20 protein-coding genes are annotated in these 21,959 nt (G+C 71.4%); 8 read left to right on the forward strand and 12 right to left on the reverse strand.

What is annotated here, in order from left to right; all coding sequences use genetic code 11:
- Nucleotides 1–3 precede the first annotated feature (3 nt).
- Nucleotides 4–954 (reverse strand): ADP-ribosylglycohydrolase family protein, encoded by a 951-nt coding sequence (locus tag OG587_RS42680; protein ID WP_443075353.1) that lies wholly within the window; start codon nt 952–954, stop codon nt 4–6.
- Nucleotides 955–1,437: 483 nt separating this feature from the next.
- Here OG587_RS42680 and OG587_RS42685 point away from each other — a divergent pair, with 483 nt between their 5' ends.
- Nucleotides 1,438–2,034 carry an RDD family protein gene (locus OG587_RS42685; RefSeq protein WP_329084549.1) on the forward strand — a complete coding sequence of 199 codons (597 nt, stop codon included), beginning with the start codon at nt 1,438–1,440 and terminating at the stop codon, nt 2,032–2,034.
- A 499-nt stretch (nt 2,035–2,533) separates the two neighbouring features.
- Nucleotides 2,534–3,454: a TIGR03620 family F420-dependent LLM class oxidoreductase gene (locus OG587_RS42690; RefSeq protein WP_329084550.1), complete on the forward strand. Its 921-nt coding sequence runs from the start codon at nt 2,534–2,536 to the stop codon at nt 3,452–3,454.
- A gap of 166 nt (nt 3,455–3,620) precedes the next feature.
- Here the strand turns inward: OG587_RS42690 and OG587_RS42695 are convergent, their stop codons facing one another.
- A complete protein-coding gene (locus OG587_RS42695) occupies nt 3,621–4,262 on the reverse strand; it encodes a class I SAM-dependent methyltransferase (RefSeq protein ID WP_329084551.1) in 642 nt (213 codons plus the stop codon).
- A gap of 287 nt (nt 4,263–4,549) precedes the next feature.
- Here OG587_RS42695 and OG587_RS42700 point away from each other — a divergent pair, with 287 nt between their 5' ends.
- The 3 genes from OG587_RS42700 to OG587_RS42710 all read left to right on the forward strand — a co-directional run bounded on the left by OG587_RS42700 (nt 4,550) and on the right by OG587_RS42710 (nt 6,093).
- Nucleotides 4,550–4,837 carry a hypothetical protein gene (locus OG587_RS42700; protein ID WP_329084552.1) on the forward strand — a complete coding sequence of 96 codons (288 nt, stop codon included), beginning with the start codon at nt 4,550–4,552 and terminating at the stop codon, nt 4,835–4,837.
- A 202-nt stretch (nt 4,838–5,039) separates the two neighbouring features.
- Nucleotides 5,040–5,480, forward strand: a complete 441-nt coding sequence (locus OG587_RS42705; protein ID WP_329084553.1) for a hypothetical protein — start codon at nt 5,040–5,042, stop codon at nt 5,478–5,480.
- A gap of 277 nt (nt 5,481–5,757) precedes the next feature.
- Nucleotides 5,758–6,093 carry an SCO4225 family membrane protein gene (locus OG587_RS42710; protein ID WP_329084554.1) on the forward strand — a complete coding sequence of 112 codons (336 nt, stop codon included), beginning with the start codon at nt 5,758–5,760 and terminating at the stop codon, nt 6,091–6,093.
- Nucleotides 6,094–6,259: 166 nt separating this feature from the next.
- On the opposite strand, the gene OG587_RS42715 is transcribed toward OG587_RS42710, so the two are convergent.
- The 6 genes from OG587_RS42715 to OG587_RS42740 all read right to left on the reverse strand — a co-directional run bounded on the left by OG587_RS42715 (nt 6,260) and on the right by OG587_RS42740 (nt 11,764).
- Complete coding sequence (locus OG587_RS42715) at nt 6,260–7,255, reverse strand: hypothetical protein (RefSeq protein WP_329084555.1); 996 nt, start codon at nt 7,253–7,255, stop codon at nt 6,260–6,262.
- Between the two features lie 444 nt (nt 7,256–7,699).
- Nucleotides 7,700–7,879: a hypothetical protein gene (locus OG587_RS42720; RefSeq protein ID WP_329084556.1), complete on the reverse strand. Its 180-nt coding sequence runs from the start codon at nt 7,877–7,879 to the stop codon at nt 7,700–7,702.
- A 19-nt stretch (nt 7,880–7,898) separates the two neighbouring features.
- Nucleotides 7,899–8,357, reverse strand: coding sequence for a signal peptidase I (lepB, locus tag OG587_RS42725; protein WP_329084557.1), 459 nt, complete (start codon nt 8,355–8,357; stop codon nt 7,899–7,901).
- Between the two features lie 82 nt (nt 8,358–8,439).
- On the reverse strand, nt 8,440–10,419 hold the full coding sequence (locus OG587_RS42730; RefSeq protein WP_329084558.1) for an ABC transporter ATP-binding protein: 1,980 nt from the start codon (nt 10,417–10,419) through the stop codon (nt 8,440–8,442).
- Between the two features lie 164 nt (nt 10,420–10,583).
- A complete protein-coding gene (locus OG587_RS42735; RefSeq protein WP_329084559.1) occupies nt 10,584–11,144 on the reverse strand; it encodes a hypothetical protein in 561 nt (186 codons plus the stop codon).
- Nucleotides 11,141–11,764 carry a MauE/DoxX family redox-associated membrane protein gene (locus OG587_RS42740; protein ID WP_329084560.1) on the reverse strand — a complete coding sequence of 208 codons (624 nt, stop codon included), beginning with the start codon at nt 11,762–11,764 and terminating at the stop codon, nt 11,141–11,143. The genes OG587_RS42735 and OG587_RS42740 overlap by 4 nt, the downstream gene beginning before the upstream one ends.
- A 175-nt stretch (nt 11,765–11,939) precedes the next feature.
- Between OG587_RS42740 and OG587_RS42745 the strand changes: the two genes are divergently transcribed.
- Nucleotides 11,940–15,458: a BTAD domain-containing putative transcriptional regulator gene (locus OG587_RS42745; protein WP_329084561.1), complete on the forward strand. Its 3,519-nt coding sequence runs from the start codon at nt 11,940–11,942 to the stop codon at nt 15,456–15,458.
- Between the two features lie 195 nt (nt 15,459–15,653).
- Here OG587_RS42745 and OG587_RS42750 read toward each other — a convergent pair whose 3' ends face one another.
- The 3 genes from OG587_RS42750 to OG587_RS42760 form a co-directional block, all read right to left on the reverse strand.
- A complete protein-coding gene (locus OG587_RS42750; protein WP_329084562.1) occupies nt 15,654–16,070 on the reverse strand; it encodes a TIGR03668 family PPOX class F420-dependent oxidoreductase in 417 nt (138 codons plus the stop codon).
- Between the two features lie 293 nt (nt 16,071–16,363).
- Nucleotides 16,364–18,577 carry a family 2 encapsulin nanocompartment cargo protein terpene cyclase gene (locus OG587_RS42755; protein ID WP_329084563.1) on the reverse strand — a complete coding sequence of 738 codons (2,214 nt, stop codon included), beginning with the start codon at nt 18,575–18,577 and terminating at the stop codon, nt 16,364–16,366.
- Nucleotides 18,578–18,780: 203 nt separating this feature from the next.
- The gene (locus tag OG587_RS42760) at nt 18,781–18,993 is read right to left on the reverse strand and encodes a hypothetical protein (RefSeq protein WP_329084564.1); all 213 of its coding nucleotides are present in this window, start codon (nt 18,991–18,993) and stop codon (nt 18,781–18,783) included.
- Nucleotides 18,994–19,143: 150 nt separating this feature from the next.
- Between OG587_RS42760 and OG587_RS42765 the strand changes: the two genes are divergently transcribed.
- Nucleotides 19,144–20,130, forward strand: coding sequence for a hypothetical protein (locus tag OG587_RS42765; protein ID WP_329084565.1), 987 nt, complete (start codon nt 19,144–19,146; stop codon nt 20,128–20,130).
- Nucleotides 20,117–21,301: a helix-turn-helix domain-containing protein gene (locus tag OG587_RS42770; RefSeq protein ID WP_329084566.1), complete on the forward strand. Its 1,185-nt coding sequence runs from the start codon at nt 20,117–20,119 to the stop codon at nt 21,299–21,301. The genes OG587_RS42765 and OG587_RS42770 overlap by 14 nt, the downstream gene beginning before the upstream one ends.
- 109 nt (nt 21,302–21,410) lie before the next feature.
- Here the strand turns inward: OG587_RS42770 and OG587_RS42775 are convergent, their stop codons facing one another.
- Nucleotides 21,411–21,635, reverse strand: a complete 225-nt coding sequence (locus OG587_RS42775; RefSeq protein ID WP_329084567.1) for a hypothetical protein — start codon at nt 21,633–21,635, stop codon at nt 21,411–21,413.
- Nucleotides 21,636–21,959: the final 324 nt, after the last annotated feature.

The following is a 21,959-nucleotide window of genomic DNA, read 5'->3' on the forward strand; positions in this document are numbered from 1 at the left end:
GGATCAGGATCGATCACCGCTCCCCCGGCGCTCCAGCCCTACGTCTGAGGCGCCCGGCTCGCGGCCGAGGGACGGGGCGCCTGCCCAGTCCGGTAGCGGCTCGCATCGCCTTCTCCACTCCGCAGGCGGGCGGGCGCTCCCGGAGGCCGCGACGATGCCGCCGACGATCGCACAGGTGGTGTCGACGTCACCACCCGCTGCCGCGGTGGTCCACATGGCCGCTTCGAAGTCCCGGCGTTCGCAAGCGGCGACCCAGAGGGTGAAGGGCACCGTGTCGTGCGCGCTGACCTGCCGCCCGTTGCCCAGCATCGTGGCGGCGAGGGCGGGATCACTGATGGTGAGGAGTCTCCGGGCCTCGGCGATGCCGTCGCGGACCATGCTCGCGGGCACGTGCTCTGTGATCCTGTCCAGGAAACGCCCTGACGGGAGATCGGGCTCCGTGGCGGCCGTCGCCGCGGCCACGGCCACGGCTATCGCGCCGGCCACCGCTTCGGGGTGGGCGTGGGTGACCCGCGCCGACAGGGCGGCCTGGTGGACGACCTGCGCGAGATCATCGGCGAACCAGGCTCCGAGCGGCGCCACCCGCATCGCGGCGCCGTTGCCCCACGAGCCCTTGCCGTCGAACAGCTCGGTCGAGAGCGTCCGCCAGTCACCGCCTTCGCGGACGAGGCGGAGCATCCGGTTGGTGGCCGGGCCGTACCCGCGGTCGAAGTCGTGACGGGTGGCGAAGCCGGCGGCGAGCCGATCCTGGTCGATGACGCCGTGATCGGCCAGGACGCGGTAGACGGAACACGCCATCTCGGTGTCATCGGTCCACTGCCAGGGGGCGGGCGGAAGCAGGTGGTCGGACAGGGCGTGGCGGTTGGCCGGGACGAAGAACTGGGAACCGAAGGCGTCGCCCAAAGCAAGTCCGTGAAGAGATGCGGTGGCTCGCGCAAGAGGATCAGGGGACATCTCCTTCATTGTGGCGTACGCCGAACGTCCACCGTCATGACCGGAGAGACGGGAGAAGCGGGCCAAGCCCGCGTTCCCGATGTGTGGATCTTCGTCCCGCATCCCCGTCTACCGACTTGGTTGAGCAGGCGACAGAGACTGCAGAGCGTCAAATGGTGGTTCGTGATGAGGTTGCCTGACATCGGCCGGTACTTTCGCCGGCCTTGAGCGGAGACCGCCTGCCGTTGGTCTCGGGAAAAGCACTTTCAGAATCCGGAACGTGTGCGGATCGGCCTCTCCTTTCCAATCAAGAAGGCGGCACTCCGCGCCGTCGTATGGCCCATCCTCGCTCGCGTCGGACGTATGACGTGGGCACCGGTCCCGGCAGACGGCGTCTCGGGCCGCAGCCGCAACATGCACTCGCCGTACCCGGCCAACGCACCGCCCCGTAACCTTCCGCCACCTTGGTCTCGCATGTCAGAATTGTCCGGCACACTGACTGGCATGACGATCGCCCCCCAAGTTCCGGCAACACCGACTCTCGCCGCTAGGCGTTACCGTTTTGCGGCCTCCCTTATCGACGGCCTGATCTGTCTCATAGCGATCTCGCCGGTTTATTCACTGCTTGAAGATGTCGAGGTGTCTGAGGAATCGGCCCTCATCCGTTATCTCAACCCCTACGCGGGGAATCCCAACTGGCCGATCGAAGTCGCGGTCACCGCCCTCTTCACCGTCTACTTCTGGGTACAGCACGCGCTGTGGGGCCAGACGCTCGGCAAGCGACTCTTCCGCTTGAAGGTGGTGTCCAGCGCGACCGGAGAACCACCGAGCCTCCGTAATGCGGGAATCCGCGCTCTTGTCCACCCTGCCATGACGTCGGTGCCGTATATCGGGGTGCTGCTCAATCTGGTCGACATGATGTGGATATTCGGCGATTCGAACCGCCGATGCCTCCATGACGTGATTGCCAAAACCGTCGTGATCGACCTTGGCGGCCCCAACGCGAAAAGGCGCGGAGGGTCCGGCTTCCTGTTCGGCCTGGGCATCATCGTCGCCCTCTTCGCCGCTTTCGTGCTCATCTCCATGCTGCTGGCCTTGTAGTCGACCGTGTCGGCCCGGCAGGTATCGGACCCGCCTGGGTGACGCCCGGCGGAAAGATCTCGTGCATCGACCCACCTCCTCATCCGGACGCGCACAATCCACCGGCCGACGCCCGCTGGGGACGCGCGGTCTGGCTGAGCGCCAAAGCTCACGAGCGAACGTGGTCAGAGCAACGCGACCCTCGATCGAGCGCGGACAGCCGGAAGTCGTGGTGTCCCTCGCTCCCCTCGATTCCGGACGCGACACAGGCCACTCCGCTCCACGTCATGACGTTGGAATCCCTTGCTCACTCCGTGGAAAGACAACAGGTTCGGTCTGGAATCGGATAAGTCGGCGTGCTGAGGGAGTTCTCCCGCACCCGTGGTCAGGAAGGCTCTGATCGTGACCGGCACCGGGGACGGGTGTTCAACAACCATGGAAGCACGAGGCGCGCTGCCGAAGGCGGGCTCCCCGGTCAGCACGACGACCGCCTCAGCCAGGCTCTCCGGAAAGGCCCGCCATGCAGAAGCGACGTATCCCAGTGGTCGACCTGCCCATACTCAAGCAGCGCCTGGGCAAGGTCGGCGTGTGGCTCTCGCTCCTGGGCGGGGAATCGGCCGCCACGAGCCGCGGGGTCGCCGCGGCCATCGAGGATCTCGGTTACGGGGCCCTCTGGATCGCCGAGGTTCCCGGCGGCAAGGAGTCCCTGGTCAACTCCGCGATCCTGCTCTCCGGCACCCGGAAGCTCATGGTCGCCACCGGTATCGCCAACATCTACGGGCGGGACGCGGCCGCCGCGGTCGCCGGGGCGAACGCCCTGGCCGAGATGTCGTCGGGTCGCTTCGTCCTCGGCCTCGGCGTGAGCCACGCCCCGCTGGTCACCATCCGCGGACATGAGTACGGGCGACCTACCGAGACCATGCGCGCGTACCTCGACGCCATGGACCGGGCGCCCTACGACGCGCCCCTGCCCGAGCCGCCGGCCCGGGTACTCGCCGCGCTGCGGACGAAGATGCTGCGAATGGCCGCCGAGCGCTCTCACGGCGCGCACACCTACTTCGTCACCCCCGAGCACACCGCCATGGCCCGGGAGACCATCGGCCCCGACCTGTTGCTCGTTCCCGAGCAGGCGGTGGTCCTGGAGACCGACGCCGACCGGGCCCGGACGATCGCCCGGGACTACATGGCGTTCTACCTGAAGCTGCCCAACTATCTGAACCATCTGCGCACGCTCGGCTGGCCCGACGCCGATCTCGTCGACGGCGGCAGCGACGCTCTCGTCGACGCGATCGTCTGCTGGGGTGACCCCGAGACGATCTCCGAGCGGGTCCGCGCTCACCACGAGGCCGGAGCCGACCACGTGTGCGTCCAGCCTCTGGCCGACAGTGTGCAGGGGTGTCTGGACACCCTCCGGTCGCTCGCCCCGGTTCTCATCCGCTGACGAGCGGGCCGGCCGGACGCCGGTGCCGTGGAGAAGGGTCTCGCGCCTGGACCCCACGGGTCACTCGCGGTCAGACCTCACCGGTCACTCACGATCAGGCCCCACCGGTCATCCATGGTCAGAGCCCACCGGCCACTCACCGTCAGACGTCACCGGCCGCTCGCGATCAGACGTCGGCGCCGCCGGGTTTTCTGGCCGCGAACCGCTCGATGACTCCGAGCTTGAAGCGCTCGTGACGCTCGACGGTGAATCCCATCGCGCGCACCCGGCGCACCGGCCGGCGGCGGTAGTGCTCCCCGGACAGCGGTACGGTGACCGCGTCCACCAGCCCCTGCAGCACCCGGACCGGCCAGGCCGACGACGCCACGTGGTCGGCCAGGAGCAACAACCCGCCCGGCCGCAGGACCCGTGACATCTCGGCGAGCACCACCCGCTCGTCGGGGAACCCGCACATCGCGAACGTGCACACGACCGTGTCGAAACGCCCGTCGGCGAAGCTCAGCGCCCGCGCGTCGTCCTGCCGCAGATCGACCGTCCGGCCGAGGTCGCCGGCTCGACGCCGGGCCATCGCCAGCATCGAGGCGCTCCACTCCACACCGGTGAGCCGCACGTCGTCGGGGTAGTGGGCGAGGTTCAGACCGGTGCCGACCGCCACCTCCAGCACGTCGCCGACCGCCTGCCCACACAGCCAGGGACGGGTGTCGGCGAAGAAGCGGTGCTCGGCCAGCGCCATCCGCCGGTCGTAGGAGTCGGCCTGCCGGTCCCAGTAACGGCGCAACCGCGTGTCCCGCGGGGAAAAGTCCGACATCGGATCACCATAACCCCCCGGGGAACACGAACAGCGCCCGATCAGGAAGCACCCGGAAACGACGAGCCTCCGGGGTGATCACCCGTGCGATACCGGAGCCCACGAGTGACAGGGAGTCCATGAGTGACAGGAGGGGTCACGAATGACAGGAGAGGTCGTGCGGTCCGCGCGGAGTTCACCCGCCGTCAAGCGATCTCTGTCGACCGCCTGCACGCGCACGAGAGGCGGCGTCACATCTGAGGAAACCGGCCAGGATGTACGGTGCTGTGGAGGAGGACAGACGCCATATGGCAGATGAGCAGATTACGACAATCGGCAGATGCTACGTATGCAAGCGCACCTTCGGTTTCATCCCCGCGAGCGTCACGACGATCACGATCGACCCCGAGACCGCTCTTCCTCCCGGCATGACGGTGTTGGGCGGCCTCCGCGAGCCGACACCGGAGGCGACGGCCAGATCGGTTGAGGAACCCATCTGCCCCGACTGCGTGAACAGGGCGAAGCAGTTCCAGGAATCCGCGGATTCGCCCGCCCTCCAATTCGAGACGTGGCGGAGCGACCCTGACCAGCGCTGATACCCGGACCTGATCGAAGGCGCCTCGGGTCGCACCTCACCGCTGTACATGCCGTCCCAGGAGGACCTGAACGGGTGAGCGCCCGGCCTTCCTACGATCCGCCCGAGGACGACCGGCCACCCCGCGTGCCCGGCCGAGCATGGACAGAAGTCACGGTTCGTCAGATGCTTACGTCCACTTCCGGACCCGTACACAGCTGGACGTGACCATGTCGCACTCGTTGACCGGGGAGCCGTACGACTGTCCCCCGACGCTCGCCTTACCGGACAATCCAGAGCGAACCTTGCTGGATCTCACCGGCGCACCGGCCGTTGTCAGAGCCTGCGCCTACCACACGCACACGGGCATGGAGCAGGCCACGCTGGTGGGCTCCCGCGTGGTTTCCGGTCATGTCGCGCACATCCTCATAGCGGAGATCAGGAAAAGCGGGGCACCGAACGGGACCAGACGGTGCCCCGCGCCCACGTTCTGGGAACTCTGGCTCATCAGGCAGGAAGGCGTCGGCGAGATCCGTCTGCGTGCGGAACTGGGCGGATGCGACTCCATCACTGACGGGGTGAACCATCGGGCGATGCCGCCCAGCGCGAGGCTGGGATTTGTCCGCGTCATGACTCCCCCGCCGCCTCCGGAGCTTCTGGGCTGAGCGATCAGCCGTTCTGGAGCCGGGACGGCCCCCTACCCGCTGGGCCCGAAGGACTTTCATGCCGCCGGAATCAGGCGTTCCCCCAAGTATTTCCGTGATCCTGCAAAAGGCCCCCGCCCCGTACGCCCCGCCGAGGCGATCCGGGCTACTTCCGCGGCCACAGCCGGTACGCGAGGAACAGGCAACGCCCGCTCCGTCGGCGCTGAGTATCCGTACCGGGACAGGTCAGGTATTCGTCCCGAGGTCTCGATGGCGATCCTGGGGCAGAGTCAAAGTCATGGCATCAATTCGCAGTGTGTTCCGCCCGGTGTCCCGGTACAGGCGGGGCACCCTCGCCTTCGTCGTCAGCAGCCTCTACGTCCTGCTCGTCATCGCCGGCCTCGTCGTCGTCTTGGTCGGCATGCGCCGACCGGAGAACCAGGGCCTGTCGGCGGTCATGTTGATCCTGGTGACCCTGCCGCTCTCGTGGCTGGTGATGATGATCCCCGGGGAGGCCGTTCCCGACGGCACGCACCTGCTGCTGCTCACCGTCGCCGGGCTGGTCCAGGCCTCGCTCCTGTGGTTCCTGCTGCGCGGGCCGCGGAAGGACGTGTCCCCCACGCAGGAGAGATGACGTGCGCCGGCCCGGAGGACTCCGGGCCGGCGCACCGCGTTCCTGGAACGGGTCAGGTCAGGTCAGGGGTAGCTGACGACGTTGCTCGTCCCGTACGACCCGACGACGGGGGTGCCCACGTCGTTGATCGTCCGTTCGATGCCGCCGCTGCTGTCGAGGAAGACCGTCACCATGTTGTGGAACTTGGCCCCGGCGTCTTCGGGACCTCGATCCCGCGGTCCGCGCGGATGTCCACGCCCTGGTTGAAGTAGGAGTAGACGCCCATGCCCCACGCCTCGTGGTTCCGCACCCTGCGGTCGACCTTGTAGGAGGCCCAGCCCTTACCGGTCGGGCTGTTCCAGGCGGCCTGGCTCGGCGGGTCGTAGGGGATCTCGCTCTGGTAGAAGATCGTCCGGCCTCTCTCGCCGTTCCAGATCGTCTGGTACTTCTGGTAGTGCTCGACGAACAGGCCGTACGCCGTCACGTCGTCGCCGTTGACCACGACGCCCGTGTCGGCCGTGTTCTGCGTCCAGCCGATCCCGTTGCCGTGGTCCCCGCGCCATGCCCAGATGTTGTCGATGAGCGTGTCGTCGCTGTTGATCACGAGACTCGTCTTCGCCTTGCCCACCCAGGGTCCGCCGATGCGGAAGAAGACGTCCTGCAGCGAGATCGGGTTCCTGGAGTGGTCCCGGTGGCTGTGGCGGTCGCCGACCTCGACGAGCGTCTCGGACTCGCGGCGCCCGGCGTCGACGAGCACGCCCGCGATCCGGACGCCGTCGACGTCCTCGATCCGCAGTGCCGCGTCGCCGGTGTCGGGGGCCAGGCTCGGCATGCCCAGGCCGAGCACGACCGTGTTCTTGTGCTTGACGCGCAGCGCCCGGTCGAGGTGGTAGACGCCCGGGGTGAGCAGGAGGTGCTTGCCGCGCGACAGCTGCTGGTTGATCCTGGACGCGCTGTCGGTCGGCTTCGCGATGAAGAAGTCGCGGATCGGCAGCGACGATCCCTGCTGCTGCCGGCCGTCGGACCAGGTCGTGCCCGAGGTGTTGTGGCGCAGGGCCGGGACGAAGACCCGGTAGGCGCCCGCGTCGTCGATGTACAGGAAGGGCTTCTCCCGCGTCACGGGGCTGGTGGGCAGCGTCGTGTAGGGCGGGTTCGGGAAGCCCTGCGGAGGAGCGCCCACCACGCCGGAGAACACCTGGTTCCAGACATCGTTGGTCCAATGGAGGCGGCCAGCGCGAGGAGACGGGCTAAGGAGATGCCTCTGCGTGCGCGCGAGGTCGCGCGTACATCCTGGTCACGAGCTGTTCTCATCGACCTGCCTATCGAGAACGGGCGGCGTGACGTCACCGGGATGTCGAGAGAGCGCTCTCGCCGCCGGGCTTACGTCAAGCCTTAAACGAAGATGTGTCGTATTTCTATACTGTTAACCACACCTCGCGCTACGGCAGCGCGGCGCCTTTGTTGGCTCGTTCCGAATCCGGTCGGCGCCGCGAGCGCGACGACCTCCTCGGAGACCGTGGCGCGCGTCCCGCGCCGGAGCCCGCTCACGTGGCCCGCGGGAACACGCCGGGAGGGGCTGGACGGCTCACCGCCGCCCAGCCCCCGGTATCCCGCTTCCCGCGTTCCGTCAGCAGTCTCCGCAGGCGGTGTAGTCGGAGGAGCAGTCGGCGAAGATCCAGTGACGCTTGTACCAGCCGCCCCCGCAGTGGCTGCAGTAGGTCTGGGGAATGCAGATCGCCCCGGCGGTGGTGCTGGGCAGAAGGTGGGTGAGGAGCCGCTCTCCGGCCCGCTGCGCGAACTTGATCATTGCTGTTCTCCCTTTTCACTCACCGGCCGGCGAGGTGCCGGCTCGGAGACGGTGGCAGGTGGCGGACGACCACGCCGAGCAGTTGCCGGGCGTGTACGTAGCCGAACCTGCGCGAGTCGAGGCTGATCGCGAGGTTGTCACCGACGACGACGAGGCGATCGGCGGGTACGACGCGGTCACGGGTGGCGGACAGGGCCGGGACCTCCCGGTGCGGCACCGGGTCGCCGGGCACCGCGACCACCCGCTTGACCATCCAGTCCCGCCCCATCTCGGCGGGCGCGGCCATCACCGCGAGCGCTCCGGCGCGCACCGCGCGGATGCCCGCCCTGCGCACCAGGACGCGATCGCCGTCGCGCAGCGTGGGTTCCATGCTCCGGCCGCTGACGGTGACCGTGAGGAAGTGCCGCCGCAGCACCAGCAAAACCAGAACGAGCACGAGGAGGGCCGCCGCGCACACCCCCGGCACGAGCGCGGTCACCCGGCACCCCCAGGAAACGCGGCCACCGGACGCCCTCCGCCCGCACGGGTACGCCACGGCGGTCCCGCCGAGGAAGGCGCGGTCACCGAACGCCCTCCACCGTCACGGGTGCGGCCGGCGGGCGGTCCCGCCGAGGGAGGCGCGGTGACGGGGCGACCACCGTGGCGTACCCGCGCGCCTGGATCTCGAAGAGCTCCGCGTACCGGCCGCCCGCGCGTACCAGCTCGTCGTGGCCGCCGAGTTCCGCGATCCGCCCGTCGGCGAGGACGGCGATCACGTCCGCGTCGCGGACGGCGCTCAGCCGATGCGAGATCAGCAGTGTGGTCCGGCCGGTCCGGTGCTCGCGCAGGATGGTGTGCACCTCGTGCTCGGCGTGCGGGTCGAGCCCCGAGCTGGGCTCGTCGAGGATCATGAGGTCGCACCGGTCCCGCAGCAGGGCGCGGGCCAGGGCCACCCGCTGCCACTGCCCGCCGGACAGGGTCACCCCGGCCTGCTCCTCGTCGCCGGTGGAGCCGCGGAAGAACACCTTGGTCAGCAACGTGTCGTACCCGTGCGGCAGCCGGCGGATCATCGCGTCCGCACCCGCCCGGACGGCCGCCGCCTCGACACGCGGGCGGTCGCCGAGCGCGGAGAGGTCCCCGACGGCGATGTTCTCCGCGACGCTCAGGTCGTACTCGCCGAAGTCCTGGAACACGGCCCCGACGCGCTCGCGCAGCGCCGCCGGGTCCAGGTCACGCAGGTCGACGCCGTCCCACAGGATGGATCCCCGCTCGGGGTCGTGGAAGCGGCACAGGAGCTTGACCAGGGTGCTCTTGCCCGCCCCGTTGAGGCCGACGACCGCGAGCGACCGCCCGAACGGGATGGACAGGGTGACTCCACGCAGGATCCACGGCTGCTCGGGCCCGTAGCGGAACCAGACGTCCCGCAGCTCGACGCCGTGGCCGAGGGCGGAGGTGGCCATCGGGCGGGACGGCAGCGGCAGGTCCGGCTCGGCCCCGCGTACCGCCTCGTAGTGGTCGAACAGCAGCAGCGACTGGTGTGCCGCGGCGAGGCGCCGCACCCCGGCGGCCAGCGCGCCCTGCGTTCCGGCGACGGCCGCCACGAACACGGAGAGATCCCCCACCGTGGCCCGTCCCGCCACCGCCTCGCCGATGATCCACACCAGCCCGGCGCCCGCGATCGCCGCCGCCAGCAGGGCGAGCGTGCCCTGGCCGCGCAGCTGGCGCAGCCCGACGCGGCGCTGCTCGGCGCTGACCGCGCGCAGCTCCGCCAGCATGCGGTCGCGGAAGAAGTCACCGAGGCCGAAGAGACGCACCTCCTTGGCCGCGTGCGGCATGCTCAGCAGCCGGGCGAAGAACAGCTCGCGGCGCTGGCCGTGGCCGGTGCTCCAGAGCATGGCGGCCTGCTCCCGGCTCAGGTCGAGATGCACGCGGACGAGTGGCACCACGGCCAGCAGGACCAGGCCCGCGGCGACGGGGCTCACCGTCGTGAGGGTCGCGAGAAACCCGCCGATCACGATGCCCGCCTGCGCGAGACCGAGAGCGCTCGTCACCAGCCGCCCGGGACCCGACCGGCTCGCCTGCTCGGCGAGGTGCAGCCTGTCCTGGAAGCCCGGGTTCTCCAGCCGTACGAGGCCGGGCAGCCGGTTGACGGCCGTGTAGAGGCGGTCCCTGGCCACCAGGTTCACCCGGCGCTCCAGCTCCGCCTCGGCGTAGCCCGCCAGGTGCGGCACGGTTCCGGCCAGCGCCCCCAGCACCAGCAGGGCGACCGCGTACGGGAGCAGCGCGGAGACCGTGGCGCCGGGACCGGTCAGCCCGTCCAGGACGAGTTTGGTGAACCAGGCCGTCAGGACGGGCACCAGTCCCGCGGCGCAGGCGAGCACGACCTGCCCCACCACGTGCCCGCGACCGCTCGTCCAGGCCAGCGCCGCCGCCCGGCGCGCGTGCCCGAGTCCGGCGCGCACCCCCGGGGCCGGGTTGGTGCCCGCGCCCCCGCCGGCGCCCTGGACCGGGTTCCCGTCGCCCGGAGGCGGGCTCGGGGTTCCACCCGTGGACCGGCTCACGCCGATACTCCGAACCGGATCACCACCGCTGCCCGGAGCCGTGGCCGCCCCACTCCCCCGAGCCGGGTCCTGGGCCGCACTCACGCCGATACTCCGAACCGGATCACCACCGCTGCCCGGAGCCGTGGCCGCCCCGCTCCTCCGAACCGGGTCCTGGGCCGCGCTCACGCCGGTGTGACGACCGGGAAGCCGGTCAGGTCGGTGCCCGACGCGCGGACCGCGCCCCGGTCGTCCATCAGGTACATCGCGGGCAGGCCGTTCACCGCGAACGCCCGGTACACCGGGCCGTCGATCTCCTCGACGACGACGCGCGCCACCGGTCCGAGCCGGGCCGCGAGCTCGCTCGTCTCCTCAGGATCGCCGATCACCACCGCCAGCACGTCCTCGCGCCGGAACCCGCCGCGCTCGGCGTACTCGATCACCTGCGGCAGCCGCTCGTGGCAGAGCGAGCACTGGGGTGTGAAGAATCCGACCAGGCGGGCGCCTCGCCCGTCGACGGGCACCCCGTCGAGGGCGGTCGCCGTGAACTCCGCCGGTGTGGCGCCGGGCGGCAGCACCGGTGCGGGCGTCTCTCCGCGGCCGTGCCCGTGGCCGTGACTGTGCCCGTACCCGGGGGGCCGGGCCGCGCCGAGGAGGCGCAGCCGCGCGACGACCCCCAGCAGCACGACGAGATTGAGCACCGTCAGCGTCAAGCAGAGAACGACGGCGGCGACGAGGTACGTCATCGGAGCACGCTCCTGTCTGGAGGGCCGGCCGGAGAGCCGGGCGGCTGGAAGATGTGCACGAGATCGTCGAACCGGATGAGCAGGAGCGCCCCGGCCAGCCCCGCGAGGACGGCCACCGCGGCGCCCTCCACGCGGATCGCGGACGGAACCGCGGCCACGGTCACGGCCGCGTGACCGAGGACGGCGACGGCCGTCAGGAGCGCGTTGCGGACCAGGTGGGGCCACCCCATCGGACTCGACCGGGCGCCGAAGCACAGGCAGGACGCCCGCACCCGGCGCAGGAGGGTCGCCGCGACCCCGCCGGTGAGGACCGCGCAGAGCGCGGCGGCGACGGCGAAGCCGGGGGCCGCCGCGCCCGGTGTGGCGAGCAGCAGCACCGCCGACACCTCCGCGAGGATCACCCCGGTGGCGACGCCCGTACGCCATCGGGGTGCGACCAGCCGCGTCTCCACCAGGGAGCGGGCGAACGCGCGGAACGCCTCCGCGTCACGCGCCTTGCCCGCCACGGCGGCGACGAACACGACGGCCTGCACGACACCGCACGCGATCGCGACATACCCCACGGTTCTCTCCCGCCTGTGCGAGCCGCTGTCCTCGACGACGACGTTAGAGAGGGGCACCGTGTGCTTTACTGCAAAGATTCTTAACAAATCCGCGAGCCGACCGGCACCACGCCGAGCAGGCCGTACTCCGCCACCGGGCGGGCGGGCGAGGGTGGGCGAGCGGCAGAACCGGCAGGAACTCCGGCAGCAATACGCGTGATCGGCGGATGTGCGACGGGAGAGACGCGCAGTCATGCAGAGACGATCGGTACAGGTTTCGGCGGGAGAGGCGCTTCGGAGCCGGCGGGCCGCCGCCGGATGGAGTCAGCGTGACCTCGCGGTCCGGGCGGGGGTGAGCGTCCGCACGATCCGCGACATCGAGCGGGGCAGGGTCGCCCGCCCGCACCGCACCTCCCTGGAGCGTCTGGTCGCCGCCCTGCCGATCCGTGACGCCGAGCGGGCCGGGCTGCTGGCCGCCTTCGAGCTCGCCGATCGGGAACCGGCCGCCCGCGACCCACTGGACCGCGCGGGCGGCGGGAACGGCCCGGACGGCGGGAACGACCTGTGGATCGGCGTGCTGGGCGCGCTGTCGGTGCGGCGGGGCGGCGCCGCGCTGGAGGTCGGTTCGGCCATGCCCCGCGCGCTGCTCGGGCTCCTGGCGCTGCGGCCGGGGCAGCCCGTCTCGACCGGGGAGATCGTCGACGTGCTGTGGGAGCACAACCCGCCGCGGACGTGCGGCAACCTGATCCAGGTCTACGTCGGCCGGCTGCGGAGCTCGCTGGAGCCCTCGCGGGCGGCCGGGGAGGCGGCGCGGACGATCCTCCGCACGCCGGACGGGTACGTCCTCGACGTGGCCGACGGGCGACTCGACCTCGGCAGGTTCGACGCGCTGCGCGCCGAGGCCGAACGGGCGCGGGCCGCGGGAGACCGCGCCGGGGCGCGGGACCTGCTGGCCGAGGCGCTGGGATGCTGGCGCGGCCCCGTACTGGCCGGGTCGCCCGGCGCGCTCCGCGACCACCCCGCCGCGGTGGCGGCGTCCCGTCGCCGTGTCGAGGCGGCGCTCGGCTACGCCGACGCCGCGGACGGTGAGGCCGACCACCGGCGCGTCGCCGCGTCACTGTGGCCGCTCGTGAACGACGAACCCCTGCACGAGGGGCTCGCCGCCCGGCTCATGACGGCGCTCGCGGGCTGCGGCGAGCAGGTCGCGGCGCTGCGCCTGTTCGCCGACATCCGCGCCAGGCTCGCCGGTGAGCTGAACGTCGAGCCGGGCACCGAGTTGCGCGCGGCGCACCTGGACATCCTTCGCCGCCGCCAGTCGGCGCCCCTCGGCGTCCCGGCCGCCCCGCAGGCGGCACCGTCCTCGGGGGCGGTGGCGGTTCCCGCCCAGCTGCCCGCCGCGGTACCCGCGTTCGCGGGGCGCGTGGCACCGCTGCGGCAGCTGGACAGGCTGCTGGGGAGATCCGAGGAGAATCCGACGATCGCGGTGATCACGGGAACGGCGGGGGTCGGCAAGACCGCCCTCGCGGTGCACTGGGCACACCGCGTACGGCACCGGTTCGCCGACGGGCAGCTGCACGTGAACCTGCGCGGGTACGCGGCCGACGGCCCGTTGCGCCCGATCGACGTGCTGTCGCGGTTCCTGCACTCGCTGGGCGTGCCGCCCGACCAGGTACCCTCCGACCAGGAGGAGGCCGCCGCGCTCTACCGGACCCTGCTGTCGGGCAGGCGCGTGCTCGTCCTGCTGGACAACGCCGCAGGCCCCGACCAGGTCAGGCCGCTGCTGCCGGGAGACACCGGCTCGGTCGCCGTCATCACCAGCAGGGACGCCCTCGGCGGGCTCGTCGCGCGCGACGGGGCGCACCGGGTGGTCCTGGACGTGCTGACCGCCCGGGAGTCACACACCCTCCTGAACCGCCTGCTCGGTTCCGCCCGGCTGCGCGCCGAACCCTCGGCCGCGCTCGATCTCGCCACGCTCTGCGGGCACCTCCCGCTGGCCCTGCGGATCGCCGCCGCCAACCTCCTCGGCAGCCGGCACCGGACGCTGGCGGAGTACGGCAGGGAACTGCGCGAGGGCAACAGGCTCAGCGCCCTCCAGGTTCCCGGTGACCCCGAGTCGGCGGTCAGGGCCGCCTTCCAGCTGTCGTACGCCGTCCTGCCCGTCCCGGCGCGGCGGCTCTTCCGGCTGCTCGGGCTCGTCACCGGGCCCGACGCCACCGTGCCGGCGATGGCGGCGCTGCTGGACACCACACCGGCGGAGGCCGCCGGGCTGGTGGGCGTCCTGACGTCGGCGCATCTGGTGGACGAGCCGGCACCCGGCCGGTTCGCCCAGCACGACCTGCTGCGGCTGTGCGCGGCGGAGTACGCGGAGAGCGAGGAGACCGAGGACCTGCGCCGGGCGGCGCTCACCCGCCTGCACCGGCACTACCTGGCCACCTCGGATGTCGCCGCCCGGCTGCTGTACCCGCAGTTCATGCGCCTGGAGCTGCCGCCCGCCGAGGTCGCGCCGTCGCCCGGCGGCTTCGACGACCACGCGGCGGCGTCCGCCTGGCTGGACGGCGAGGTGGCCAACCTGGTGGCGGCCGTCACGTTCACCGCCGCGCACGGGCCGCACGAGCTGGCCTGGCTCATCGCGGACACGCTTCGCGGATACTTCTTCCTCCGCCACAGCGCCGTCGACTGGGCGACCGTGGTGGAGGCGGGGCTCGCCGCCGCCGAGAGCGCGGGGAATCTGAGGGCGCAGACCATGCTGCGGCTCAGCCTGGCCGGCCTGCACGGTTTCCAGGGACGGCAGCGCCAGGCCCTCCGGTACTACACGCTCGCCCTCGAGCTGGCCCGGCGCAGCGGCTGGCGCGAGGGCCAGATCGCCGTCCTCGGCAACCTGGGCGCCACCCACGCCGACCTCGGGATGCTGGCCCAGGCGAGCGACGACCTGCGGCTGTCGCTCGAACTCAACCGCGAGCTGGGACTCGAGGGCGGGCAGAACGTCAACCTCGGCAACCTGGGCTGCGTCTACCTCGAGATGGGCCGCCTGCGCGAGGCGGCCGACTGCCTTGAGGCGTCGCTGGCCATGAGCCGCCGCCTCGGGCACCGCGGCAGCGAGGCGAACAACCTCGCCGCGCTGGGCGAGGCGAAGCACGCCCTGGGACGGCTGGACGCCGCCCGCGAGGACCTCGTCGCGGCGCTCGCGCTGCACCGGCAGGTGGGCAACCGCGGGAACGAGGCCGACACCATGCGCAACCTCGCCGCGGTCCACCGCGACGCCGGACGGCTCGCGGAGGCGCTCGACCTCGCCGGGACGGCGCTGGACGCGTCGTGGCAGACCGGCCATCGGCGCCTGGTGGCGGACGCGCTCAACACGCTCGGCACCGTTCACCAGCACCTCGGCGACCTCGTGGCCGCCGGGCGGCATCAGGAGGAGGCGCTGCGGACGGCCCGCGCGGCGGGCACCAGATACCCCGAGATGAAGGCGCTGCTGGGGCTCGCGGCCCGCTCGACCTCTCTCGGCGAGCACGACGCGGCCCTGCGGCACGCCGACCTGGCGCTGGTCATCGCGCGCGGCGCCGGATACCGGATGCACGAGGGCCAGGCCCTGACCGCGCGGTCACGCGCCCACCACGGACGCCACGACACCGAGCGGGCCGGACGCGACGCCGAGCAGGCCCTCGCGGTGCACCGGGAGACCGGCCACGCGCCGGGCGAGGCCCGCGCCCTCGAGCTGCTGGCGAACATCGACGCCTCCCGGCGCCCGCGCGGCGCCGACGAGCGGCCGTGAAGGTGACCGCCGGTTCACGGACCTCGTATGGCCGTGAAGGTGACCGCCGGTTCATGGACCTCGTACGGCCGTCGAGGTGACCGGCGGTTCACGAGACCCCGTACGGCCGTAGAAGTGACCGCCGGTTCGCGAGGCCCCGCGCGATCAAGGGTCGTCGCCGTCGCCGCGTCCCTCCTCGCGCGGGCGAACCGTCCGTCAGTTCCCGGAGTACGACCATCCGGACCAGCGAGTCACCTCGATCAGGATCACCGGCCCCTCGGGAGCGCGCTCCCGGTACTGGGAATATCTCCCGGCGAGCGCCGTTATGGCCGCGGCCCGCACGGCACCGGTGTCCAGGACGGTCGCCTCGCCGTCGGCGCGCACCCACCACAGCCGGGTCCAGTCGTCGTCGTAGTGATCGGCGAGGACGCACACCCGGGCGTTCTCCCGGATGTCGCGCAGGCGTCGCAGGTCGGTCGTGGTCTTCGGCTTGTGGTCGATGGCGGTCATCACCCGGTCGCCGTCCACGGCGAACGTGACCGGCACCAGATGCGGTGTCCCGTCACCGCTCACCGTGGCCAGCCGTGCGACGCGTTCGCCCGCCATCCGCCGCCTGGCCTCGTCGTCCCTCACCGGAGCGTTCCTCGCCGGATCGCGTCGGACCGGGAGGAGAACCCACCCGCACGATCCCGCTTCCCGTCCGGTTCGCCCACGGCTCGCATGATCCCGCCCTCCTGTTCGGTCCATCCGCGACTCGCACGATCCGTTCCCACCCGGGCCGGATCGCGTCGGACCGGGAAGAGAACTCGCGGTCCCGTTTCCCGTCCCGTTCGCCCACGGTTCGCGGGAGGCCGGACGCGGGAGGGCGGGCACGACGACCCGTACCCGCTCTGTCCCCTTACCCGGCTACCCGGTGAACGTGCCGTTCAGCGCCCGCCGATGTGGGCGGCGAGGGTCCCCAGCCCGGTGGGGCCGCCGACCGGGCGGGTCCTCGCGGGCGGGTGGTGCAGCTCGGACTCGTCGTAGCGGCGGGTCCTCATGTGCCACAGCAGCACACCGGCCATCCAGTCCTGCAGCTCCGCCACGTATCCGTCGAGCGTCTTCCTGGCCTCCCCGTCGAGGTCGAACTCGTCGGCGAGGGCGGGGAGCTCGGTGGCGACGATGTGCTCGAACTGTCGCATCCTTGACGTCATCAGGTCGTTGACGATGTCGGCGGCCTGTCGTGGATCGCAGTTCAGGAAGTCCTGGACCACCAGGACGCAGTTGTGCAGCTCGCCCTCGAACTGGATCTCCTTCTGGTAGGAGCAGAGGTCGTTGACCAGGCAGGCGTAGTCGGCGGCCGAGTCGTCCAGCCCGCGCATCGTCCGGGTGCCGTAGATCTCGGGCGGCACCGACTCGCCGTGGGCCAGCCGCGACAGGCTCATCGTGAGGTCGGCGCCGAAGGTCCTGCGGCGCATCTCGATGTAGTCGACCGGGTCGGGGACCCGGTTCTGGATGTGGTTGGCCAGCTCCCACAGCCAGCTCTCCGTCATCTCCTCGACGGTCCGGCGGAACCTGGCGCGCGCGGCCTCCGACATGGGGGCCGCCGTACGGAACCACAGGTCGGCCAGGCCCCGCTCGATCGGGTTGGCCGGCGCCGGGGTGGCGGAGAGGTCGAGCGGCATGAACGCCGACAGCCGCTCGTTGAACACCTTCGCGCCGGCCATGTCGCGGCGGGACCCGAACACGACCGGGAAGTAGTCGTCCGCGTAGGTTCCCCAGGTGAGCCAGAACGTCGAGACGTCCAGCTCGGGGCCGGGGGCGTCCGGATTGATCGCCCCGGCGCAGACGGCGAAGTCGTAGGTGTCAAGTTTGTGCTCGGTCCAGACCGCCAGCCCGGGAAAGCCCGGCAGCTGCTCGAACATCCCCATCTCGCGCGCCCATGCCACCGCGTTGCGGCGGGAGCCGTCGAGGTTGGGATTCATCCTGACCGTGTACGGCATGTAGATCTCGGGCAGCGGCAGCGGCCCCACCTTCCTGAGGGGGACGTGGGTGTGGCTTCTCACGCCCCCCGGGCCCGTGACGCCGGGCGCCAGCCTGACGCGCGCCGCCGAGACGCCCAGGCCCGTGGGCCCGCCGAGAAGGGCCGGGGCGGCCGGGGCCGCCCGCGAGGCTCCGTTCATGTAGCGGCTGGAGCGCATGTGCCACTCGTGGCCGCCCGACTGCCAGTCCTGGAGCCCCTTGACGTACGCGAGGACGTCGAGGCGGGCCCTCAGGTCCAGGCCGTGCTCCTCGAAGAGCGGGGGCAGCTCGGTGAGGGCGGTGTTCTCGAACTGGTGCAGCCGGGAGGTGATCAGGTCGTTGACGGCGTCGGCGGCCCGCTGGGTGTCGTAGCCCAGGAAGCGCTCGAAGACCAGGACGCCGTTGCTGAGCTCGCCCTCGTCGCCGACCTCCCGCTCGTAGGAGAAGAGGTCGTTGCGCAGGTGCACCGCGTCGGAGAAGGTGTCTCTCAGCACGCGCATCGGCCTGCTCGCGGCGACGGCGGCCGGGACCTCGGCGCCCGCGGCGTGCTCGACCAGATTCGCCGACCAGGGGGCGCCGCCGACCTTGCGCCGCATCTCGACGTACTCGATCGGGTTGGCGACGCGTCCGGCGTTGATGTTGGCGAGCTCCCACAGGGACTCGTCGAGGAGGTTCTTCGTGCTCTCGACGAACCGGGCCCGCCAGTCGGCGGACATCGCCGGGATCGTCCGGGCCCACAGGTCGGCCAGGCCGCGCTCCACCGGGTTCTCCGGCTCGGGGGGAGGCCCCGTGGGGTGCACCGGCATGAAGGCCGCCAGCCTGTCGAGGTACTCCTTGGCCCCGGCCAGGTCGCCGCTGCGCTTGAAGGTCTCCAGGAAGTGGTCGTCGAAGAAGAACACCCACACGTACCAGTCGGTGACGAGGTCGAGCTCGGGGGCGGGGGCGTCGGGGTGGGTGTAGGCGCACAGCAGGCCGTAGTCCATGGCGTCGAGCTTGTGCTCGTCCCAGATGCCGAGCTCAGGGTCGAGGATGCCCATGTCGTACGCCCAGGCCCTGGTGTGCTCTCGCGCGGTGTCCACGTGGGGGTTCAGCCTGGCCGGATACGGCAGATAGAAGTCAGGGAGCTCGAAGGGTTGCATGTTCTGTCCTTCCATATCTGACTTCGACGCTTTCGAGAACGCCCTGGGCATCGGACGCCGGGACCGCGACGGAGTAGCGGGTGGGCGGATCGGCGGGGCGCCTGCCCTTCGGGCGCCTCGCCAGCCAGAACGTTACGCAATGACCACGGAGAGTGAAAGGGATTACCGCGAATACCCCACGGCCCCCTCCGGCCCCGCCCGGGTCAGGACATCCGATGCGCGCCGGCCGACGCTCCGGCCAGGACGGGACGTCGCGCTCCGGCCGCGAGGTCGCGGAGCACGTCGGCGAACGCGAGCGCCTGCTCCGGCGTCATGCGGGGCTCGGTGCCGACGTAGAAGACCACGATGTCGCCGCTCGGGGACGTCGTGGCCGCGAAGGGGAGGGAGGGGGTGATGACCATGATGGGACTCATCATCGCCTGCCCCACCGACAGTTCGCAGTTCCTTTACGCCCGACACGAGAGACACGCAACATCAACTAGAGCCTTCGCGGGAGTATGATGCGCGGAAATGAAGTGTCGGCGACGATCGCCCGACGCGGAGCGAAGTGTGAGCGGAGGCCACCGATGGGCGCGGAGTCGTCGTTGTCGCACCAGGAGTCGTTGTCGCACCAGGAGTCGTTGTCGCACCGGGAGGAGCCGGGCCGGGCGGGGGCGGACCGGGGGCCGGAGCAGGGGGCGGACCGGACCTCGGGCCAGGTGTCGGGCCAGGTGTCTGGCCGGGTGTCCGGCTGGGCGAGCGAGCGGTTCGGCGACCGCGCCGATGCCGTACGGCGGCAGCTGGCCGCGTCGCTGCTGGAGGCGATGGGCAACGCGCAGGACGCGCAGAGTTCCGGGCACAGCGACAAGCGATACACCTACGGCTTCACCATGATGGCCAGGCGCTACGAGGCGCTCGCCGAGGGGCTGCGCGACGAGCCGGGTTTCCAGCTGGTCAGGCCGCACGGCTCGCCGCACCACCTGGTGGTGCTGCGCGGCAACCTGCTGCTGCCCTTCCGCTACGCCGAGGACGACCGCACGCCGATCTCCGAGGCCCGCGTCGGCGACGGCCGCGTCTCCTCGCTGGTCCGCGAGCTGTTCGACCGGTTCGGCCCGGCGACCTCCTATCGCCAGGAGGAGCTGGACCTGGCGCTCGGGGAGGAGGCCGCCCAGGAGGAGCTGGACCTGTCCGCCGGGGCGGACGGACCGGCCACGGTGCGCCCCGCGCTCACCGGGCTGCCCGGCGACACCCGGCTGGTCCCCGTCGCCTACGCGGGCAACGCGCAGGCCGGCCTGCTGCGGCTCCACTGGGGCGAGGCGGAGCTCATCGACGAGTTCGGCAGGATCCGGTGGCTGCACCACGAGCCGATCCCGCTGCCCGCAGCCTCTCCCGGCGCCGTCCGTGACCCGTGGGCGGCGGAGCCCGGTGCCGCGTCACGCTTCGACGACGGCCTCGTACCGGCCCTCGCGTTGAGCACGAGGTCCCCGGCCGAGCGGAAGAATGGCAAGATCTTCCCCGTAAGCAGCGAGGCACCCGAGGAAACCATGGTCACCGGCGACAATGAGCAACCGTAACCAGACCCCTCTGTTCGGCGCTCCCGGCGTCTCCGGGAGCGGCGGGCCGAGCCCGCAGGCCGTCGCCGACGCGTTCGACCAGGGGCGGCTGACCCAGGCGCGGCAGCTGGCGGGGATGACGAAGAAGGACCTGGCCGAGCGGATCGGCGTCACTCCCGCGGCGGTGGGGCAGTACGAGACGGGCATGACCCGTCCCCGGCCCGACCTCGTCCCCCGGCTGGCCGACGCGCTCGGCGTGCCACCGGCGTTCTTCCTGCTGGGCCGCCCGCACGGCAAGCTGGACGGGTCCATGGCGCACTTCAGGAGCCTGCGCTCCACCCGCGCGCACCAGCGGGCCAAGGCCGCGGCCTTCGTCGAGCAGGTGTGGGAGCTGGCCCACGCCCTGGAGAGGCAGGTCAGACTGCCGCACGTCGCCCTCCCCGGCTTCTCCGGCGGCGAGGTCCACTCCGGCGTGGAGCTGCCCGGCGATCCCGCCCAGGCCGCCCGCGCCCTGCGGCGGCTCTGGGGGCTGGGCACCGGCCCGCTGTCGCACATCGTCCGGCACATGGAGGCCCACGGGATCGTCGTGGTCTTCCCGCCGCCCGACGAGGACGCCACCACGGTGGACGCCTTCTCCACCTCCCAGCTGCCCCGCCCGATCGTGGTGCTGACCGCCAACCGGTTCGACGACATCCACCGCTACCGGTTCACCGCGGCCCACGAGCTGGGTCACCTGGTGCTGCACGGCGACACCGCCTCGGGAGACACCCAGCAGGAGCGGGAGGCCGACGTCTTCGCCGCCGAGTTCCTCACCCCGCGCGACAGCATCCTGCCCGAGTTGCCCGGCCGCCTCGACCTGCGCAGGCTGGTCGAGCTCAAGCACACCTGGGGCGTGTCGGTCGACTCCCTGCTGTACCGCTGCCGCGAGGTCGGCCTGATCTCCGACTCGGCGGCGAGCCGCGCCTACCAGCGGCTCAAGACGCTGCGCGACCAGCCGGGCTTCGCCGCCGAGCCGATCAGCGGCTACCCCGGCGAACAGCCCGTGCTGCTGCGCCGGGCCTTCGACCTGGCCGTCTCCGAGACCGGCCTGACCATGGCACAGCTCGCCGCCCAGCTGGCCTGGCCCGTCTCCCGGGTGCGCGAGCTGCTCGACCTGCCCGACCATCGCCCGGCGCTGCGCCTGGTGCCCTGATCCCTCCCCCGGCAGAACCGGCCGCCGGTCCCGCCGGAGCGGGGCGGGCCGATCCCCGGGGGCCTGGGCCGACCCGGTCACCTGATCGGAGCTCTACCTCCGGACCGCCCTACTCGCCCTCGACACGCTCCCTGATCCACTCCAGGCCGTCCTGCCAGGAGGCGAAGGCCTGGAGATAGCGGCCGTCGCGGGCGTGGAAAGCGTGATACCGGAAATCTCCGTCGCTGCCCGTGCGAATCAGGTCGTAGAGATCGCCCTTGGAGCGATACCACACGCACTCGCCGTCAGCGGGACGCGAGGACGATGCGTAGGCGAACTCACGTGTGATGGACATGGGACGGATGCTACGGACCGACGAATCAGCAGGCAATGCCGTATCTATTTCATTCAGGGATAAAGTTCGCCCTCCCTGAGGTCCCGACCGGAAACGCGTGCGCGGAGTCACCGGCCATCGTCGGCGGGCGAGGAGGAACCCGAGGAACCAGGGCCGCTCGGCGAGACGGCGCGTCGTGACCGCCTCCCCCCTCGGCCTCGGCCGGCTCGCGGGCGACCGTCACGATCAGCCGATGGCGCCGCGCCCGCTCACGGCGCTCCCGGGTGGGCATCATGCTTGTTCTAGCGCCGCTATTAAGTCGATCTCCGCTATTAATAACGTAGC

The sequence above is a fragment of the Streptosporangium sp. NBC_01469 genome, from assembly GCF_036227305.1.
Taxonomy (GTDB): domain Bacteria; phylum Actinomycetota; class Actinomycetes; order Streptosporangiales; family Streptosporangiaceae; genus Streptosporangium.